General features: G+C 43.2%; 12 protein-coding genes. 8 read left to right on the top strand and 4 right to left on the bottom strand.

The window, feature by feature from the left end; translation table 11 throughout:
- Nucleotides 1-189 precede the first annotated feature (189 nt).
- The 4 genes from OCW38_RS20455 to OCW38_RS20440 are packed head-to-tail and all read left to right on the top strand — an operon-like array spanning nt 190 to nt 5,588.
- Entirely contained in the window at nt 190-1,431 is a 1,242-nt protein-coding gene (locus OCW38_RS20455; RefSeq protein WP_016767864.1) for an efflux RND transporter periplasmic adaptor subunit, read from the top strand.
- 2 nt (nt 1,432-1,433) lie between these two features.
- Nucleotides 1,434-3,410: a MacB family efflux pump subunit gene (locus tag OCW38_RS20450; protein WP_016767865.1), complete on the top strand. Its 1,977-nt coding sequence runs from the start codon at nt 1,434-1,436 to the stop codon at nt 3,408-3,410.
- 10 nt (nt 3,411-3,420) lie between these two features.
- Nucleotides 3,421-4,854, top strand: a complete 1,434-nt coding sequence (locus tag OCW38_RS20445; protein ID WP_016767866.1) for an ATP-binding protein — start codon at nt 3,421-3,423, stop codon at nt 4,852-4,854.
- A 23-nt stretch (nt 4,855-4,877) separates the two neighbouring features.
- Complete coding sequence (locus tag OCW38_RS20440; protein ID WP_016767867.1) at nt 4,878-5,588, top strand: response regulator; 711 nt, start codon at nt 4,878-4,880, stop codon at nt 5,586-5,588.
- A gap of 15 nt (nt 5,589-5,603) precedes the next feature.
- Here the strand turns inward: OCW38_RS20440 and OCW38_RS20435 are convergent, their stop codons facing one another.
- Genes OCW38_RS20435 through OCW38_RS20425 form a run of 3 tightly spaced genes read right to left on the bottom strand, consistent with a single transcriptional unit; the run spans nt 5,604 to nt 9,974 of the window.
- A complete protein-coding gene (locus OCW38_RS20435; protein WP_016767868.1) occupies nt 5,604-6,728 on the bottom strand; it encodes a lipocalin-like domain-containing protein in 1,125 nt (374 codons plus the stop codon).
- The gene (locus tag OCW38_RS20430) at nt 6,728-9,265 is read right to left on the bottom strand and encodes an ABC transporter permease (protein ID WP_016767869.1); all 2,538 of its coding nucleotides are present in this window, start codon (nt 9,263-9,265) and stop codon (nt 6,728-6,730) included. The genes OCW38_RS20435 and OCW38_RS20430 overlap by 1 nt, the downstream gene beginning before the upstream one ends.
- Nucleotides 9,252-9,974, bottom strand: a complete 723-nt coding sequence (locus OCW38_RS20425; protein WP_010431399.1) for an ABC transporter ATP-binding protein — start codon at nt 9,972-9,974, stop codon at nt 9,252-9,254. Before OCW38_RS20425 ends, OCW38_RS20430 begins: the two co-directional genes overlap by 14 nt.
- Before the next feature lie 638 nt (nt 9,975-10,612).
- Here OCW38_RS20425 and OCW38_RS20420 point away from each other — a divergent pair.
- Entirely contained in the window at nt 10,613-10,876 is a 264-nt protein-coding gene (locus tag OCW38_RS20420) for a YrhK family protein (protein WP_010431397.1), read from the top strand.
- A 424-nt stretch (nt 10,877-11,300) separates the two neighbouring features.
- Here the strand turns inward: OCW38_RS20420 and OCW38_RS20415 are convergent, their stop codons facing one another.
- Nucleotides 11,301-13,394, bottom strand: a complete 2,094-nt coding sequence (locus tag OCW38_RS20415) for a TonB-dependent siderophore receptor (RefSeq protein WP_016767870.1) — start codon at nt 13,392-13,394, stop codon at nt 11,301-11,303.
- A gap of 716 nt (nt 13,395-14,110) precedes the next feature.
- Here OCW38_RS20415 and rpiB point away from each other — a divergent pair.
- The 3 genes from rpiB to OCW38_RS20400 all read left to right on the top strand — a co-directional run bounded on the left by rpiB (nt 14,111) and on the right by OCW38_RS20400 (nt 16,309).
- Nucleotides 14,111-14,572, top strand: a complete 462-nt coding sequence (gene rpiB, locus OCW38_RS20410) for a ribose 5-phosphate isomerase B (RefSeq protein WP_010431394.1) — start codon at nt 14,111-14,113, stop codon at nt 14,570-14,572.
- Nucleotides 14,573-14,927: 355 nt separating this feature from the next.
- The gene (locus OCW38_RS20405; RefSeq protein WP_016767872.1) at nt 14,928-15,791 is read left to right on the top strand and encodes a DMT family transporter; all 864 of its coding nucleotides are present in this window, start codon (nt 14,928-14,930) and stop codon (nt 15,789-15,791) included.
- A complete protein-coding gene (locus tag OCW38_RS20400; protein ID WP_016767873.1) occupies nt 15,785-16,309 on the top strand; it encodes a MerR family transcriptional regulator in 525 nt (174 codons plus the stop codon). The genes OCW38_RS20405 and OCW38_RS20400 overlap by 7 nt, the downstream gene beginning before the upstream one ends.
- Nucleotides 16,310-16,389: the final 80 nt, after the last annotated feature.

Below are 16,389 nucleotides of genomic sequence, written 5' to 3'. Positions count from 1 at the left end.
TTAGAAACGCTTAGTTATACGTCTCTCTGTTGTTCGTTGTTTCTTTATCACCACACATTTATCACACAATTTAATGTTTTTTAATAAAACTTACTTATTATCAGTGTGTTGCATGGTGTTAATGTCTCAAAGTTCCCTCACATTTTTTCGTTATCCTAGGAGTAATGAAAAAATTGGGAAAACCTTCGCATGAAAAACATCAAACAGTTAGTGACGATCACTTTACTTGTTATCGCTATCGGTGCTGTCGCCGCTTATTTTTATATGAAGAACGATGCCTCAATCGTCACTTATTCTACGGAGCCTGTTCGCATCGGTAACATCGAAGATGTTGTGCTCACTAACGGTGTGCTATATCCCTACAAAATGGTGAATGTGGGTGCTCAAGTTTCAGGCAAGTTAGAGTCGATAGCCGTTACGGTCGGTGACACACTTAAAGCTGGAGATGTTATTGCTCAAATTGATAACCTTTCACAAGAAAACGCATTGAAAGAATCCCATGCTTCACTCACTAACATTAATGCGCAATATCGAGCGAAAAAAGCGCAGATTTATCAGTCACAACTTGCTTTTGAACGACAAAAGGCGATGTTGTTAAAAAATGCCAGCTCGCAATCCATGTATGACGCAGCAGAGGCCGAACTTCTTGTTTATGAAGCCGAACTCGACCAACTGGTTGCAGAAAAAGAGAAAGCGCTGATCAGTGTCGATGACGCTCAACTGGATTTAAGCTATACAAAGATCGAATCACCGATTGATGGCACGGTTGTTTATGTCTCTGTTGAAGAGGGGCAAACCGTTAACACAAATCAATCGACACCTTCCATTGTTGAAGTCGCTCAACTTGATGTTATGACGGTCAAGGCACAAGTGTCTGAAGCCGATATCATTCACATTGCGACGGGGCAAAAAGTGTACTTTTCGATTTTAGGCGCGCCACAACACAATTTTTATGGTGAACTGAAATCAATTGAGCCTGGCCCAACCCTTTTGACTGGCGACGATAGCGAGCTAAACATTGGTGATAATGATGCTATTTATTATAACGCGGTATTTGATGTCGATAACACGGAAGGGTTGCTGCGCTTTGGTATGACAGCGCAAGTCTCGATCGTACTAGATGATGCACAAGAAGCACTATTGGTTCCGTCTCAAGTCCTGACTAAAAAGCTTCCCGGCAAGAATCGTTATCGTGTCCCTGTTTTAGTTGAAGGCGCATTAGAGATGCGAAATGTTGAGATTGGCATCAATAATAAAGTGTATGCACAAGTTCTGGATGGGCTAGAGCTAGGAGATCGAGTTGTTATTGGTCAAGCGAACGCCAAATCGTCATCAGGTTTTGATATGTCATCGACATTAGGGCCTGAGAAAGGTGGTCGTGGTAATGGAGGTCCTGGAGGTCGTGGTCAAGGTAATGGCGGGAGACCTTAGTTATGAGTGACGTTCTATTAGAAATCTCAGGACTCAGTCGTTGTTTTCCTGCAGGTGATGATCAGTTAACGGTATTGAACAACGTTAACCTAACCATACGTCGCGGTGAAATGATCGCGATAATGGGGGCATCTGGTTCGGGTAAATCGACTTTAATGAATATTTTAGGTTGCTTAGATACTCCTAGCGAAGGAACTTATCTTGTTAATGGTCGAGATACATCGGTAATGAACCCTGATCAATTAGCGGAATTACGCCGTGACTATTTTGGTTTTATATTTCAACGTTATCATTTGTTAGATGATCTCACTGCTATCGGTAATGTCGAGATCCCTGCGCTTTACTCAGCCGAAAACAAAGCGTCCCGCCAAGCACGAGCTGAGCAACTGTTAAAAAGGTTGGGGCTAGCGGAGCGAATGGATCATAAGCCAAGTCAACTTAGTGGTGGGCAACAACAGCGAGTTAGTGTCGCCCGCGCTTTGATTAATGGTGGTACGGTGATCCTTGCCGATGAACCAACCGGGGCTCTCGATAGCCATAGCGGTAAAGAGATGATGGACTTACTTCGTGAGTTGCATCAACAAGGGCATACTATTGTTCTGGTTACTCATGACCCTAAGATCGCCGCCTCCGCGGAGCGCGTAATCGAGATCTCTGATGGAGAAATCGTGAGTGATATAACGAGCGGTGCCAATAATGATAGCGCCTCAACTGAATATTCAGCGACAAGAATCGAAGAGAAACAAAGTGTCAATAAACCTATATCAAAGCCGTTTTCTGCACAGTGGTTCAGCGTTGTTGAAGCGTTCAAAATGTCGCTATCCGCAATGGGAAGCCATCGACTAAGAACGTTTCTGACGATGCTGGGGATCATCATCGGTATTGCGTCTGTGGTGTCCGTTGTAGCGATTGGCAATGGTTCTCAAGCTCAGGTTTTGTCACGAATGGCTTCAATGGGCACCAATACTATTGAAATCAAACCTGGTTCTGGGCTGGGCGACCGACGTGCTGGGCGAGTGAGAACCTTGACAGCAAATGATGCAAACGCTTTAACGAATCTCTCCTTTGTTGATAGTGTGACACCGACTGTGCGTGTGAATGTGGCGGTGCGCTATGGTAATGAGGCGGTGACAGCAGAAGTGCAAGGTGTTGGTTCTGATTACTTTCGCGTTCGAGGTTTTGAAGTCGCACAAGGGCAGCTATTTGATGACGGAAGTATTGATGCACTAGAGCAAGTGGCGGTTATTGATAACAATACCTTAAATGACCTTTTCCCTGATGGTGAAGCACTTGGCAAAGTCATCTTTTTAGGTCGCTTGCCAGTGCGTATTATCGCGGTTACCGAAGCAAGAGAAATGGCGTTTGGCAATAGTGATGCTCTGAATGTTTGGTTACCTTATAGCACGGTAAATTCTCGTATTTATAGCCAAAATTACGTTAATGATATTACGGTTAGGGTGAGCGACGAAGTATCCAGCACCGCAGCAGAGCAAGCGATCATTAACTTAATTAAAATGCGCCATGGTGTGGAAGACTTCTTTACCGTCAATACGGATACGGTCAGAGAAAATATTGAACAAACTTCATCAACGATGACCTTACTTATCTCGGCTATTGCCTTTATTTCATTGGTGGTGGGTGGCATCGGTGTTATGAATATCATGCTGGTGTCGGTAACCGAACGAACGCGAGAAATCGGCATTCGTATGGCAGTTGGAGCAAGGCAAGCAGATATTCTGAGACAATTTTTAATTGAAGCCGTTTTAGTGTGTTTGTGTGGTGGCGCTTTGGGTATAGGGTTAGCTTACGCTGTGGGCTTGATTGTCTCGTCGACGAGCAGTGGTTTGAGTATGATTTATTCGACCAACTCAATTATTGCGGCCTTTATTTGCTCAACACTGATTGGGGTTCTCTTCGGTTTTTTACCCGCTAGAAATGCAGCAAAATTAAACCCTGTGGATGCGTTATCTCGAGGATAAGGAAAGAACGTTGAAGATAGATTATAAATTGAAGCTTATTCATAAGTTCTTCTTTGCTTTTTGTATCACAAGCTTTGTCGCGGTGTGCATTATGCTCGCTTTGATTATGCAGAACCTGTCGTCGGGTTTTCATGACTTTATCAAAGAGGCCGAATCGAGCTATATCAAGCAAGTCAGCCAAAAGTTGGGAGAGTACTATCAAACCAATGGGTCGTGGCAATCGCTAAAAGAAGACGAGAAGCATTGGCGACGTTTGGTGGGCACTCGAAAAGGGCCAGAGGAGCGAGGATCACTCTCTTTGCCGACGGATACGACGGGAATGAGCCAGTTACTGCAAACGCAGAGAAGACTCAGTTTATATGATGTCGATAAAACGGTGGTGGTAGGCCGCTCTCGAATTGATGAAAGCGCCTTTACTCACGCCATTGTGTTAGACGGTGTCGTGGTCGGCTGGCTCAGTTATGTTCCTTCGCGGCTGGCTGAACACAGCCCTGCCAACGCATTTTTGGCTGAGCAATACCAAAGCTATGTTGCGATTACGTTGGCCGTTATCGTGCTTGCGTTTATAACAGCTTGGCTTTTTTCTCGTCACTTGGTTGCGCCCATTTTTAAAGTGAATGAAGGTACGACTCAGTTGATTCAAGGTAACTTTTCAGCAAGGGTGGAGAGTGCTAGTAACGATGAACTTGGCGTACTCACTGACAATATTAACGTTCTGGCTCAGACACTGGAGAAGAATAAAACGGAACGCTCAAAGTGGATGTCAGACGTTGCTCATGAACTGAAAACACCGCTCACAGTGGTTCGAGGGCAGCTTAACGCAATTCAAGATGGGATTTTTAAAGCGGATGAAAAGCGCTTACAGGTGATGATTGATCAAATTGATAGCATGAGCCATTTGGTCGGTGATATTTATCAGCTGTCTATTACTGATATTGGCGGTTTGTCATACCAAAAATCTTCATTCGATCTTGTTGAACTTCTCAAAGGTATCTTACTTGGCTTTAAGGTTAAGACCGATGAATTGGGGCTAGGTTTAGAGTGTGAATCACTGTATGGGAAAGAGCGGACAGCGTGTTTTGTGGTGGCTGATCGAGAGCGTTTGACGCAGTTGTTTACCAACATATTGGAAAATAGCTGTCGTTATACCGACGCACCGGGAAGCATCGCTTTATCCCTTCACAAAGACAAAAACACCGTAGAGGTGGCAATTGAAGACACGTCACCATCCATTCCTGAGCAAGATTTCACACGGGTATTTGAACGCTTTTATCGAGTAGAACAATCTCGCAGTCGAGATCATGGTGGCTCTGGTATTGGTTTAGCATTGTGTCACCAAATTATCGAAGCGCATCAAGGCACTATTTGTGCTAAAAAATCAGATCTGGGCGGTGTTAAAATGATGATAACCCTACCGATCCATCACCATACTGGCTCACAATAAGATTTCGATAGAGGAAAGAGAGAATGAAGACGCATATTTTGATTGTGGAAGACGAGGAGTACATTGCCGAAGTCTTGATCGCGTATTGCCAAAATAGTGGCTTTGAAGCGACCCACCTCGCGTCGGGTGCGAATGTTGTTGAGACGGTGAAATCGCAGACTTTTGACTTAATGTTGCTTGATTTAATGCTGCCAGATGTAGACGGTGTAGAGATATGCAAACAAGTACGTCAGTTTTCTCAATTACCTATCATCATGGTGACCGCAAAAAGTGAAGAGATTGACCGATTAATTGGTTTAGAGTTCGGAGCTGATGATTATATCTGCAAGCCGTTTAGCCCTAGAGAAGTGATTGCGAGGATCAAAACGGTACTGCGCCGCATTCAACCAAACCCAGCGTCTAACCGTTCTTATCAACCAAGCGCTGAGTTAGTTTTGGGACAATTTATATTAAAGCCTGACGAATATGAGGCCCGATTTGGTGGCTGCTTTCTTGACTTAACGCCCAAAGAATTCATGTTACTTCGCCTGCTAGTGGAGCATCCCGGCCGAGTGTATAGTCGTGATGATATTCTCAATGCGCTTTACAGCGATCTTGCCGATGTATCAGACAGAAATATTGATACCCACATAAAGAACATCCGTAAAAAAATACATGCTGTGGCACCAACAGCAAACCCTATCCGTTCGGTTTATGGGGTAGGGTACAAATTGCTGATTGAAATGCCTAAGTAGCCAGAGATATTTTGCTTAATATCCTGTCAGCTCCATATAGCCAGAACCAGAGTGGGATCCTTTAATCATGATTGGTCCTTCCCAATAGGGCACCGATAGTGGCATTTTCGCATTTGGATTAAGCGCCGAAACAGTCAGTTTAATTTGTTGCGTCGGAATCTTAATTTGCCATTCTGTTGGATAGTCACGCCCATCGATCTCTGTTTTCTTGGTGACGGTTAAGCTGATGTCTTGTTGTTTAATCGCGATGCCAGAACCTTCTCGCTGCATTAACCTCGCATGGGAATAGCTGGCTTTGCCTGTTTTTGAATCTCGAAGTTGGAACACGACCAAACTGGTTGCATCGTTTAACCTTAGAGCAAACCAATCCCAACCTTGTTGTGAGTCGAGCAAAAACTGCGAACTCCACTCTCTGTCGATCCAACCTTTGCCTGATACTTGATGTGCTACTCCATTAATGATCACTTCGCCTGATACATCAATGAACGGCTGACTGTAGTAATACGAAGCTACCTTCGCGTCACCGCTCTTGGTGCTGTAGCCTTGGTCGCCTTGTTTTTGGTAGGGTGCATCGTTAGTTAATTTGAGCGAGTAACCAAACTGTTCAGAATCTGCATTCAACGTAGCAGGGAATAGATCATCGGTAGCCGAGGTCCATTGCCAATCATCAAGGTAAACTCGAAATGGTGAAGAATCGACACCTGCTAGCTTAGCTTGACCGCGAGACCATTTTTCGTTGGCATAGTGTTTGTCTTTGGTGGTGACGGCACTATGCGCCATATAGATCTGTTGGCTTTGCCATGTTGTTTTCTGAGTGCTGTGCTCACTTTCTTGTGGTGCGGTTGCGAAACGAAATTGAGTCCATTGCACACCTAATGAGTGACCTTCTTCATCAGTCAGATTGGCAGTTAAATACCACCATTCATGACGAAAATCAGGGTGTGCTTGATGGTCGGCAGGAAAGGTGATGTCGATGCCTTTTACCACTGTAGTGAACTGCGCTTTGTCTGTTTGCGTTTCTTCGTCAGTTTGTCTTTCAGTGCTGAGGATTGAGCCCATGTTTTGGGGCTGTGAGTCTTCACATGCGATAAGAGATAAACTCAACAGAATGAGCGCTGTTGCCTTAATTAGTTGGTTCATCACAACACCTCACTTTGCAAGCTGCACACGACCGGCTTACTGACCAAACGCCACAGCGGAATTAAGGTAGCAACCACTGCGACTAAAATAGTGATGACAGCAATGTTCAGTGCGTCACTCCAGCTCCATACGTAATTTAAGCTCCAACCGAATGCGCGAAGGGTGACGATGTCCGTCAGTACATAGCCTACCATGGCACCAAGCGGCACGGCGATCACTAGAGTAAAAGCGACCAGAACAACGATTTGCCCCACCACCATAACCATTAATTTCTTCCGACTAACGCCAAGCGCATACAACCTTGCAATAGCGGCCTTGCGTGCGTCGAGCAACATAAAGCATGCACAGAACAAACCAATAACAGCAACCATTAAAGTGACGCCATTGAGCGCTCGCGTAATGGCAAAAGTTTGTGAGAAAATGTCCAAAGCGATGGACTTGATTTGGGCTTGATCGTAAAGCTGACTAGGATGCAAATTCAATTGTTGGCGTAATTGTTCGTACACCTGTTGTGGGTCGCCAGATACTTTGATTCCCAAGCTGGTGGGTAAGTCCGTAAAGCCGTTTTCAAGCCATAAGTTGGGAGCCAATAACACTTCCCCATTTGGTGAGCCATAGTCATGGAAAATCGCGCCAACACTCAATGTATTGTCTTGGATAGCGTCTAATTTGAGTTGGCTTCCAAGAGACAAGCCGAGCTTCACCGCCGTAGGTTCGCTTATCGCCACTAATTCACCTTGGTAAAAGCGCGTCCAGAAGTTATCAACATGAGATTGGAACACCATGGTTTGTTCAAGTGTTTCATTGTCTTTGGTGCCGAGCAAAATAGGCAAGCCTTGCAAGTTATCATCAACGTAGTATTGCTTGTAGACGGTTTCAACGTTATCAAACAGGGTTAAGGCATGTTCAACATTGGCAATTTCACCTTGGGCGGGGCTAACGTAAATGTCAGCATGCAATCGCTGTTCAAGCCATTGCTTTAGGGTGGACTCAAAACTGCCAACTAAGGTATTCATTCCTATATTGGCGGTAACAGCAAGAAGCAGGGCCATCATGGCAAGGGAAAGAGGGGAGATCAGCTCTCGCAGTTCAGCAAACAGATATTGTATTAAACCTGATTGGGCGCGCTTTTCGCTCCAACTCGCTAGCACACTTAGGGTTTTCGGTAGATACAAAGGTATCGACACCACTAACACACCGAGCCAGGCCATCGTGAACCGGTGATGTTCGCTAAGCCATAAACCGGCCAACGCCAAAACAGTGAGTACCACGCCAACAACAAATAGCTGATTTTCGTTCGAGGCTTCCGGCGCTTGATAAAAACCACCATGTGAAGAGAGAGGCTGGCGGACGCGCTGCTTAAAGTGCTGCCAACATGCAACCAGCGTTGCGGCTAGAGTGAGCAGTAAAGCTTGCGCTAACCATTGCCACTGCCATGTACCGGGAAGCAGTGTAGCACCATAAAGTTGCTCAAGCGTTATCGCGACGGTGGGGTGGAGCCAGTGGCTTAATTGAATTCCTAAAATGAAACCAAGCGACGCACCCAATGTGACTAAAAGAGTCAGCTCGACTAACAGAGCTGAAAATACGATGCTTGGCGCAATTCCAGCTTGTTGAATTTGCACCAACAGCCGATTACGTTTCAGCAAACTGTACTTAACACCGTTGTAAGCGATGAACAGGCCAACCAAAAACGCCAACAAACTCATGGCGGTGAGATTGAGGTGAAAGCTGTCAGTAATCGAGCCGAGATCGGTACTTTGATTATTGGTGATCCATTGCCCTTGTTCGCCAACGATGCTTTGCCATTTATCGAGTGAGTTGTTATTGGGATTAAACACAGCGATGTAGCTCAGTTGTCCTTGTTTGTTGAGCAGTTGCTGAGCGAATCCAATGTCCATCAGCATTCTGCTACCCAGTTGCCATTCGTCTGGTAGCACCACGACTTTGGTTTTGATTTCATCCAGAGTGAGCGTGTCTACTTCGCCCAAGTTTTGGTATTGCGATTGGCTCATCATCACGATGGGCTCGCCCGCTAAGAGTGGCGGTAAAGGTAAGGCGGTATCGAACAGGGAAATGTTTGGATCATTGCCTCGAGTATTGTCTTTTTCGTTATCGCTTTTTTCATCGACGCCAGAGTAACGAGCTCTTGAGGTGAGAGCGGCGATTAATTCACTGCCTTGTATTGACCAACGACGTCCTTGCTCGTCTCTCACTTGCCCTTCAATCACAGGCAGCGCGGCACTTAATCCATTTTGTCTCAAGGTGAAGTAAAGCGATTCTGGTAAGTAGTTTTGCCCTGATGGCGGAATGATTAAGTTTTGCGCCTGTGCGCTAAGTTGCTCAGTCGATTCTGAATAACTACGTTTCGCATTAAGGTTAATGGCTTGCACGGCGACAAACAAGGTCACCGCCAGCACGATGCCGATTAAAATTGCAGCAGCTTGTAACGGTGATTGGCGATAGTGCGCCGCGAACAGATTTAGAGTCAGTTTGGTATGGGTGAACTTGGTGCTCGCAAACCTAGCTTGCTTCATAGGGCTGCTCACTGGCTTGCGATAGAGCCTTTTTCAAATCAACGGTCTTCAAACGACCATCATCTAAAACCAACTGTGTTTGCATAAAACTGGCACACTCAGGGCTGTGTGTGACCAACAGTACAGCAGTGTTGCCTTGTGTGGTGATTTCACTCAGCAACTTCATGACTTCCAAGCCTGCTTTTTGGTCGAGGTTGCCTGTCGGTTCATCGGCAAGCAGTAGCTTGGGTTTGTGGGCTAGCGCGCGTGCAATAGCGACACGTTGCTGCTGGCCGCCAGAGAGCGCAGAAACATGCCTATCAAGTAGCTCGCTGATGCCTAAAGCTTCCACCAAATAATCACACCAATCGTTCCATTTTTGTTGGTTTAAATGAAGCGGGAAGGCGATGTTTTGTTTTACGTTGAGCGGGGTGAGTAAGTTGAACTGTTGAAAGATAACGCCGAGTTTGTGATGGCGAAAGCGACTCCATTGCGGATCCTTCCAAACCATCGCGTTATCGCCATCTAGCCACAACTCACCAACTGAAAGTGGTTCGAAACCAGCAATCACGTTGAGTAGGGTGCTTTTGCCACTGCCACTCGCTCCTGTCAAAGCCACACTTGCGCCCGTCGCCAATGTGAAGTCGACGCCTTCCAATACGTTATGGGTCTCTTTGCCATCAACAAAGCTTTTGCTCGCATGTTTGAGCGTGACAATTGGGCTTTCCATTTCATCTCCCTAAAACCAAAAACAGAATCAAAAGGTGTCGTTTCTATTGGCAATTACCGAAGCGATAGGCCCTATGAGATTCTAGACAACAATTTAAAAAAATTAGCGATTTACATCGAATTATTAATAACTTGTACTTCGATTAGGAGAAAATAGATCAATATAAGAAGAGGGGATAACGATTGAAGGGCAATTTGGACGGCTTATAACTTGAGATTCGAGGGCCGTGCTGGCTTGGTGAATGCTTGAACTAGGTTTTTATATCAAGTCATGAGTTAGCTTCTAGCTCAGATCTGCCCCAAAGTTAGCTGAACACTCATAAATGAGTTGAGTTTACCACTGTTGTTATGCCATTGGTGTAGCCAGCACTGTATAAATCAATAGGACATAATAATTTTCAATTACGCCTGGTTTACACTCTGTAATTGTTTATGTAGGCTCTAAAGAGAAGCGTTTATATCGGGTACTACTTGGAAAGGTGAGTGTGTTATTAATGTCGGTAATCTACCGATAATTGATACTCTCTGAATAACTTCCAACACTTGATGGCTTCAATGAAAGTCTTGATAGGGCAATTAACATATTGATGAGCTAATAGCCCTTTGTATCTTTAACTGTAGTTCGATTTAGGAGAGTTTGTGAATCAAGGTGTAGAGTTGGATGTAGATATTGGTAAAAAACATATAGTGATTCAGCGTCGTTATGAGGCTTTAGGAGCATTCAATGATTTATTAATTGCAGTTTGGTTTTTGGTTGGTAGCTTCTTCTTTTTAAATGAGTCTCTGATTGAAAGTGGTACTTGGTTATTTATAGTAGGTAGTGCGCAGCTAATCATCAAACCATCAATTAAGCTAATGAGCTTAGTTCATGTTAGTCGAGTGTCCAAAGCATTGACACAATAGCTATTGTTATGCACCAAGGTTACTGACAAAAGCAATTAATAGACTAGATCTAAACTCTTCTACAAATAAAATTGTTCTTCATCGTTTCTTTGTTTCATATCGACTTACGAAAGTCGCTCTGCCAATTCGTTTTAAGAGATATTCTGGGTAGGTATCTGATAGATGGAGTTAAATACTGGCTTCTGATTGCCTCTAGGTGTCGCAGGGGAAAGGAGCACTTAAATCTAGGCAAGTTCTTCCTTGGTAAGAAGCCTAAAAGTAAGGTCGGTGTTAAATGAATCCTGATATTATAGCTAAAGCTATAAGCTGAAAGGTAAAAACCAATCAGCTTATAACTTAACCTAAAATCAGAAAAGCCATCGCGAACATCACACCTATTGAAAAACGGTTTTGGTTGCAATGGCTTAAGCTGAGAGCCAGCTAATTAATATTCAAATTGGATGCTAGCCATATAATTTCGACCCTCACCAATATCAACATCCTCACCACCTAATTGAGTGCTTCTTGTATTGCCGCCTCCATCTAGATAATCAGTATCAAATAGATTTTCAATATTGAAGCGAGCTACGATGTTGAGGTCGTTGTACTTCTGAGTGTAAGAGATACCGGTATCAATACGCGTATATGCATCTTTCTTGAAAGTGTTACCTGAGTCACCGTAGCGGCTTCCGACATGGACAACGCCTAGATTTAGATTGGTGTCATCTCTAAGTTTGTAATTTGACCATATTGACGCTGAAAACTCAGGTGTATTCGCTGGTACATTACCCTCGTAAGAAGCGCTGTTTGTTATCTCTGCATCAAGATATGTAGCAGATCCTGAAAGACTTAACTTACTACTAACGAGCCCCTGTGCTGCGAATTCAGCTCCTCGATGAACCTGTTCGCCATCTTGAGTCAAAATATCTTCATCTGCATTATCTGGGTTTTCAACGCTTAGTTGAATGTTCGATAAAGTTGTCTCAAACAAAGCCCCAGTCAAAAATAAGCGACGATCAAATAGCTCCCATTTGGTTCCGACTTCATAAGATTTACCTAATTCAGCGTCGAGTTTTTCACCTTCGTTTATATAAGATGTACCCACTTCACCTTGAGGAATGAAACTTTCTGAGTACTGGACATAAATAGAGCTATTATCTGAAGGGTGGTAAATAACCCCTGCTTTTGGTGAAACTTGGCTTTCAGTAATATCATCATGTTTCTCGTCATAACGAACACCCACTAGAAGATGCCATTGATCATTGAATTTTGTTAAGTTTTGGATGTAAGTACCCCAAAGATCGTAAGAAGACGCTCTTATGCTAGTATTCAACGATTCAGGGAAGTCGACAGACTCTCCAACACTTGCACTAACTACATCACCTGTATGATTTATACGGTCGAAAGAATACCTCAAGTAGTTCGCACCAATTAATAGAGTATTCTCAGTTCCAACTAAATCGAAGTTGTGGGTAAGATCAACATAAGCGGTATCATGGTTCCACTCGTCATACTGTTCACCGGGGGTCAGAGTGACAGTCCCATTTTCTTCATAGTTGCTAAAGTTAGTCCATGTGTAACGATAATCACGTTCATATCTTTGGGCGTTGTATCCCGTCTTTATGTTGGTGTCATAACTTGGTGATAGGAGAAGGTCAAAACCGTAGTTTTGAACTTTAATATCAGTATTAGCCCAATCAGCGTCCCAAATATATTTGCTGCCTGCAACTGGCTTACCATCCACAATGTAAGAGCCAGTATCAACATCACCGTCATAATCAAAATAGTCATAATGCAGAGATAACATCGCTTTTTCATTGATGTCATAATCAACCATTAGTGCACCGATCATGCGTTCTGTTTGAGGGTTGCTTCCATCTGCATATTCGCGCCAAGATCTGTAGCTATCCTTTACTAGGATAGTTCTTGCGCGCAAAGATTGATCTTCGTTAAGTGAGCCACTGAGATCTATCATAGTTTTAGATTTATCGTTAGAGCCAATGTCTTGGCGCAAAATGAGTTGCGTCTCAGACGTTGGCTTTTTTGTCACCATGTTAATTAGACCGCCAGGCTCTGATTGACCATAAAGTAAACTTGATGGACCTTTTAACACCTCGACTCGTTCTAGTAGCTCGGTCGGTTGTGGGTAATACGACCAGAGTTGATGACCATCTCTCATGATCCCGCTACCACTACCAACATCAAAACCACGCATGGTAAAGTATTCAATGTTGTGCCCTTTGGTATTCCCTGTTGTTACACTTGACTCATACTCTAAAACTTCTCCAAGACTACTTGCCCCTTGCTCTTCGAACATTGAACTGTCTATGACCGTAATTTGCCCCGGAGTTTCTAATTGAGTCATCTCCATACGCATAGCGGTGTTGTTGGTATCATTCTTATAATGAGCAAACTCGCTACCCACAATTGTCATTGTTTCAGCTGGCACCATTGGCTCTTCAGTCGTATGACTTTCTGCAAATGCTTGATTCGCTAATACTGCACTGATTAGTAGCGATACCTTTGTTTTGAAAAACACTGTACTTTTAACTCCTATTTATTATTTTTTATCATCGTTAGATTTTTTTTCGCGTAACCAGTTTCGCCAATACCAAAGATTGACCGTATTGGCTTCCATAGACCCTGTCGTTGTTTAAGCGATGGAAGAAACAAATTATCCGTAACCTGAACCGCGCTCATTCTTTGATGACGTCTAACGAGTCGTTTATTCCTCCGCAAGGTAAATGACAATGATTTACATTTGCATTGAATTTACATTATTTACATTTTCTTACACTTTCTGTGTTTAAATCACAGCTCTCTGGTTGGTGTAAATTTGTCCAAAAAGACATAACAACTAATCAATGGGAAAAGGAACACGTTATTAATGTCGCATGGTTTAGAGGTAAACTAAGTAAGCAAAGGGACCGGAGACAGTAAAAAATGTCGTCGCCTAACGCTCCCAATCATGTTGATGGGCAGTTTGTAATAGCTCAATGAATTGGCTACTTGATTGGAGATTTGTAATACTTGAAATTATCCGTGAGATGCTAATTTAGTCCACTCATTGATACGTTGCTGTGCAGAAGAGAGGAGGGGGAACATCGTAACGCAGAAATATTCCGTTCTTTGTTTCGGCTGATTCAATATATGCTTCACTCTGGCATCATTTGGTATATTTTTTCATCGAGCTATGTGGCTAAATTTAATTGTCCACTACATTTATATAAAACCTATGAGGTAGAAAGTAATTGTATGAAAGTTGCAATAGGTAATGACCACGCTGGACTTGAATTAAAGCAGAAGCTTGTCACTCATATTGAAAATAAAGGCCATACCGTTATTGATATGGGTACAGGAAATAAGGAACGTACACATTCAGCGCTCTATGCAGATAAAGTAACCAAATTGGTTAAACTTAAACGCGTAGATATGGGCATATTAATCTGTGGGACAGGTGTAGGAATGAATATTTGTGCTAACAAAGTTAATGGTATAAGAGCTGTGATGGGCTTTGAATCCCATACTGTTGAGCAGGCTAGGCGACATAATGATACTAATGTACTTACTTTGGGAGCCTTGACTATTGAACCGACACTAGCAATAAAACTAGTTGATATTTGGCTGGAAACTGAGTTTGACGATAGTGAAACTAGGCGTTATAGGTTGCATTTAATCGAAAAAATTGAAATCGATCAAAATGAGAGTGACATATAAGAGCTAAGGCTGATAGACAACGGTTTCTAAAGGCCCTGCATAAAATAACGCAAACTACCTCTGTCACTTTGAGTAAGCAATTTGAAAAACAGGACGAGCTATTATTTTGTCCAAAACCTTGTCACTTTAAATCTTAACCAACGTCAATTTTTAACTCAGAATTACCCTTTTTCATGTTTCAAAGAGATTACTTTTATCCGTTAACAACTCATATCACTTGACCTGTCTACAGGTAACGACTTTAGAATGATTAGCCTTATACTTATCATGACTAAAGAGGCACATTTCGTTGTACCAATTACGAGACTTACAGCAATCAAAGATACTTCAGCTCTTTAACCACCTTTCATCGACAATGAAAGGGATCACTCTTGCCCTTATATCTACAGCACTGTTTACTATAGTTGGGGTATTTGTTCGACAACTCAGTACAGACTATGACACATTTCAGATCCTGTTCTTTCGCCAGCTCATCTTTATGCTCTTGCTCCTGCCTGCGATCAGAAAAAATATCGGTGTGCTGCTTAAGCCCAACAAAATATCGCTTCACCTACTAAGAATACTAGGCGCTTTTACCGCTCTATATTTTGGTTTTATTTCAGTGAGCAACATTCCATTTTCTGACGCAACAGCACTCGGTTTTCTGCAGGTACTTTTTGTGGCTCTAATCGCTCATTTCGTATTGGTAGAGCAGATCACCAGCAGTCGAATTTTCACGATTGTGGTTGGATTTATCGGGGTAATGACGGTTGTTCGACCGACCTTTGCAAGCCATAACCTTTATGTTTTATCTGGCGTGATTGCCGCACTAGGCGCGTCGGTAGCGGTAGTGTGTGTTAGGAAAGTGGCACAGAGCGAACCAAAGATAACATTGATGGCATACCAAGCTCTGGCAATTGGTTTGATGACATTAATACCAACCCTTTACTTATGGCGCACACCAACAGTCGAAGACTTTATGCTACTGCTGTTAGTTGGCATCATCTCTTCGTTTGCTCAGTATGTTGGTATCTCTGCATATAAATGGGTGCAAGCCAACATCATTGTCAATGTTGAGTATGTAAAGATTATCTATTCACTTATTATTGGCTTAGTTGTCTTTTCTGAAATTCCTGATTTATGGTCAATGATTGGCGCACTGATTATTCTTATCAGTGCATTGATTCCATTGATTTGGTCTCACTATCAAACAACCAAAGAGGATAGCCCTAAGTGTTGAGCATCAAACAATTTTGTGAGCAACTTGAGGTATGTCGAACAACGGTTCTCTACTACGAGCGAAAGGGGCTAATCACTCCCGCAACTAGAGCATCTAACGGTTATCGCCAATATGGCGAACGAGAGCTTGAAAAGTTTAGAGCAATACTTGCCTATCGCTCTTATGGTATTCCCGTCAGTGAGATTGAGAGCCTGCTACAGCAATCTCAGGATGAAGACCGAGATGTGGTACTAAGACAACAGTTTGCCGCCCTCGATCTAGAAATTCAAAAATTGCGCCAGCAGCAACAGTCCATAATGGCGTTACTCAAAGACCCTGAACTTCTTAATCAAGGCCTACTCACCAAAGAGCGTTGGACAGAAATACTTAAAGAATCAGGAATGGATGAACAGGGTATGATCAATTGGCACAAACGTTTTGAGCAGATGGAGCCGCTAGGACATCTCAAATTCCTGCAATCTTTAAATATCGATGAAGATGAAATTGCGCAGATAAGGGCGTGGTCTCGCCAATCATAAATCAGCGTTCTGGGATTAGATATTTCAACTCTAAGCCACAATATGTGCGATATTCTCTACTCTAGTTTGTTAAAAATTCG

It is taken from the genome of Vibrio cyclitrophicus (genome assembly GCF_024347435.1).
Lineage (GTDB): Bacteria > Pseudomonadota > Gammaproteobacteria > Enterobacterales > Vibrionaceae > Vibrio > Vibrio cyclitrophicus.
Note: the sequence above shows the minus strand (reverse complement) of the source record. Positions and strands in the feature narration are given on the sequence as shown.

Bases quoted from the DNA above. Each gene is read 5' to 3' on its own strand.
- OCW38_RS20450 (WP_016767865.1), top strand. From the start codon at position 1,434: ATGAGTGACGTTCTATTAGAAATCTCAGGACTCAGTCGTTGTTTTCCT.
- OCW38_RS20425 (WP_010431399.1), bottom strand. From the start codon at position 9,974: ATGGAAAGCCCAATTGTCACGCTCAAACATGCGAGCAAAAGCTTTGTT.
- rpiB (WP_010431394.1), top strand. From the start codon at position 14,111: ATGAAAGTTGCAATAGGTAATGACCACGCTGGACTTGAATTAAAGCAG.
- OCW38_RS20455 (WP_016767864.1), top strand. From the start codon at position 190: ATGAAAAACATCAAACAGTTAGTGACGATCACTTTACTTGTTATCGCT.
- OCW38_RS20405 (WP_016767872.1), top strand. From the start codon at position 14,928: ATGAAAGGGATCACTCTTGCCCTTATATCTACAGCACTGTTTACTATA.
- OCW38_RS20430 (WP_016767869.1), bottom strand. From the start codon at position 9,265: ATGAAGCAAGCTAGGTTTGCGAGCACCAAGTTCACCCATACCAAACTG.
- OCW38_RS20435 (WP_016767868.1), bottom strand. From the start codon at position 6,728: ATGAACCAACTAATTAAGGCAACAGCGCTCATTCTGTTGAGTTTATCT.
- OCW38_RS20440 (WP_016767867.1), top strand. From the start codon at position 4,878: ATGAAGACGCATATTTTGATTGTGGAAGACGAGGAGTACATTGCCGAA.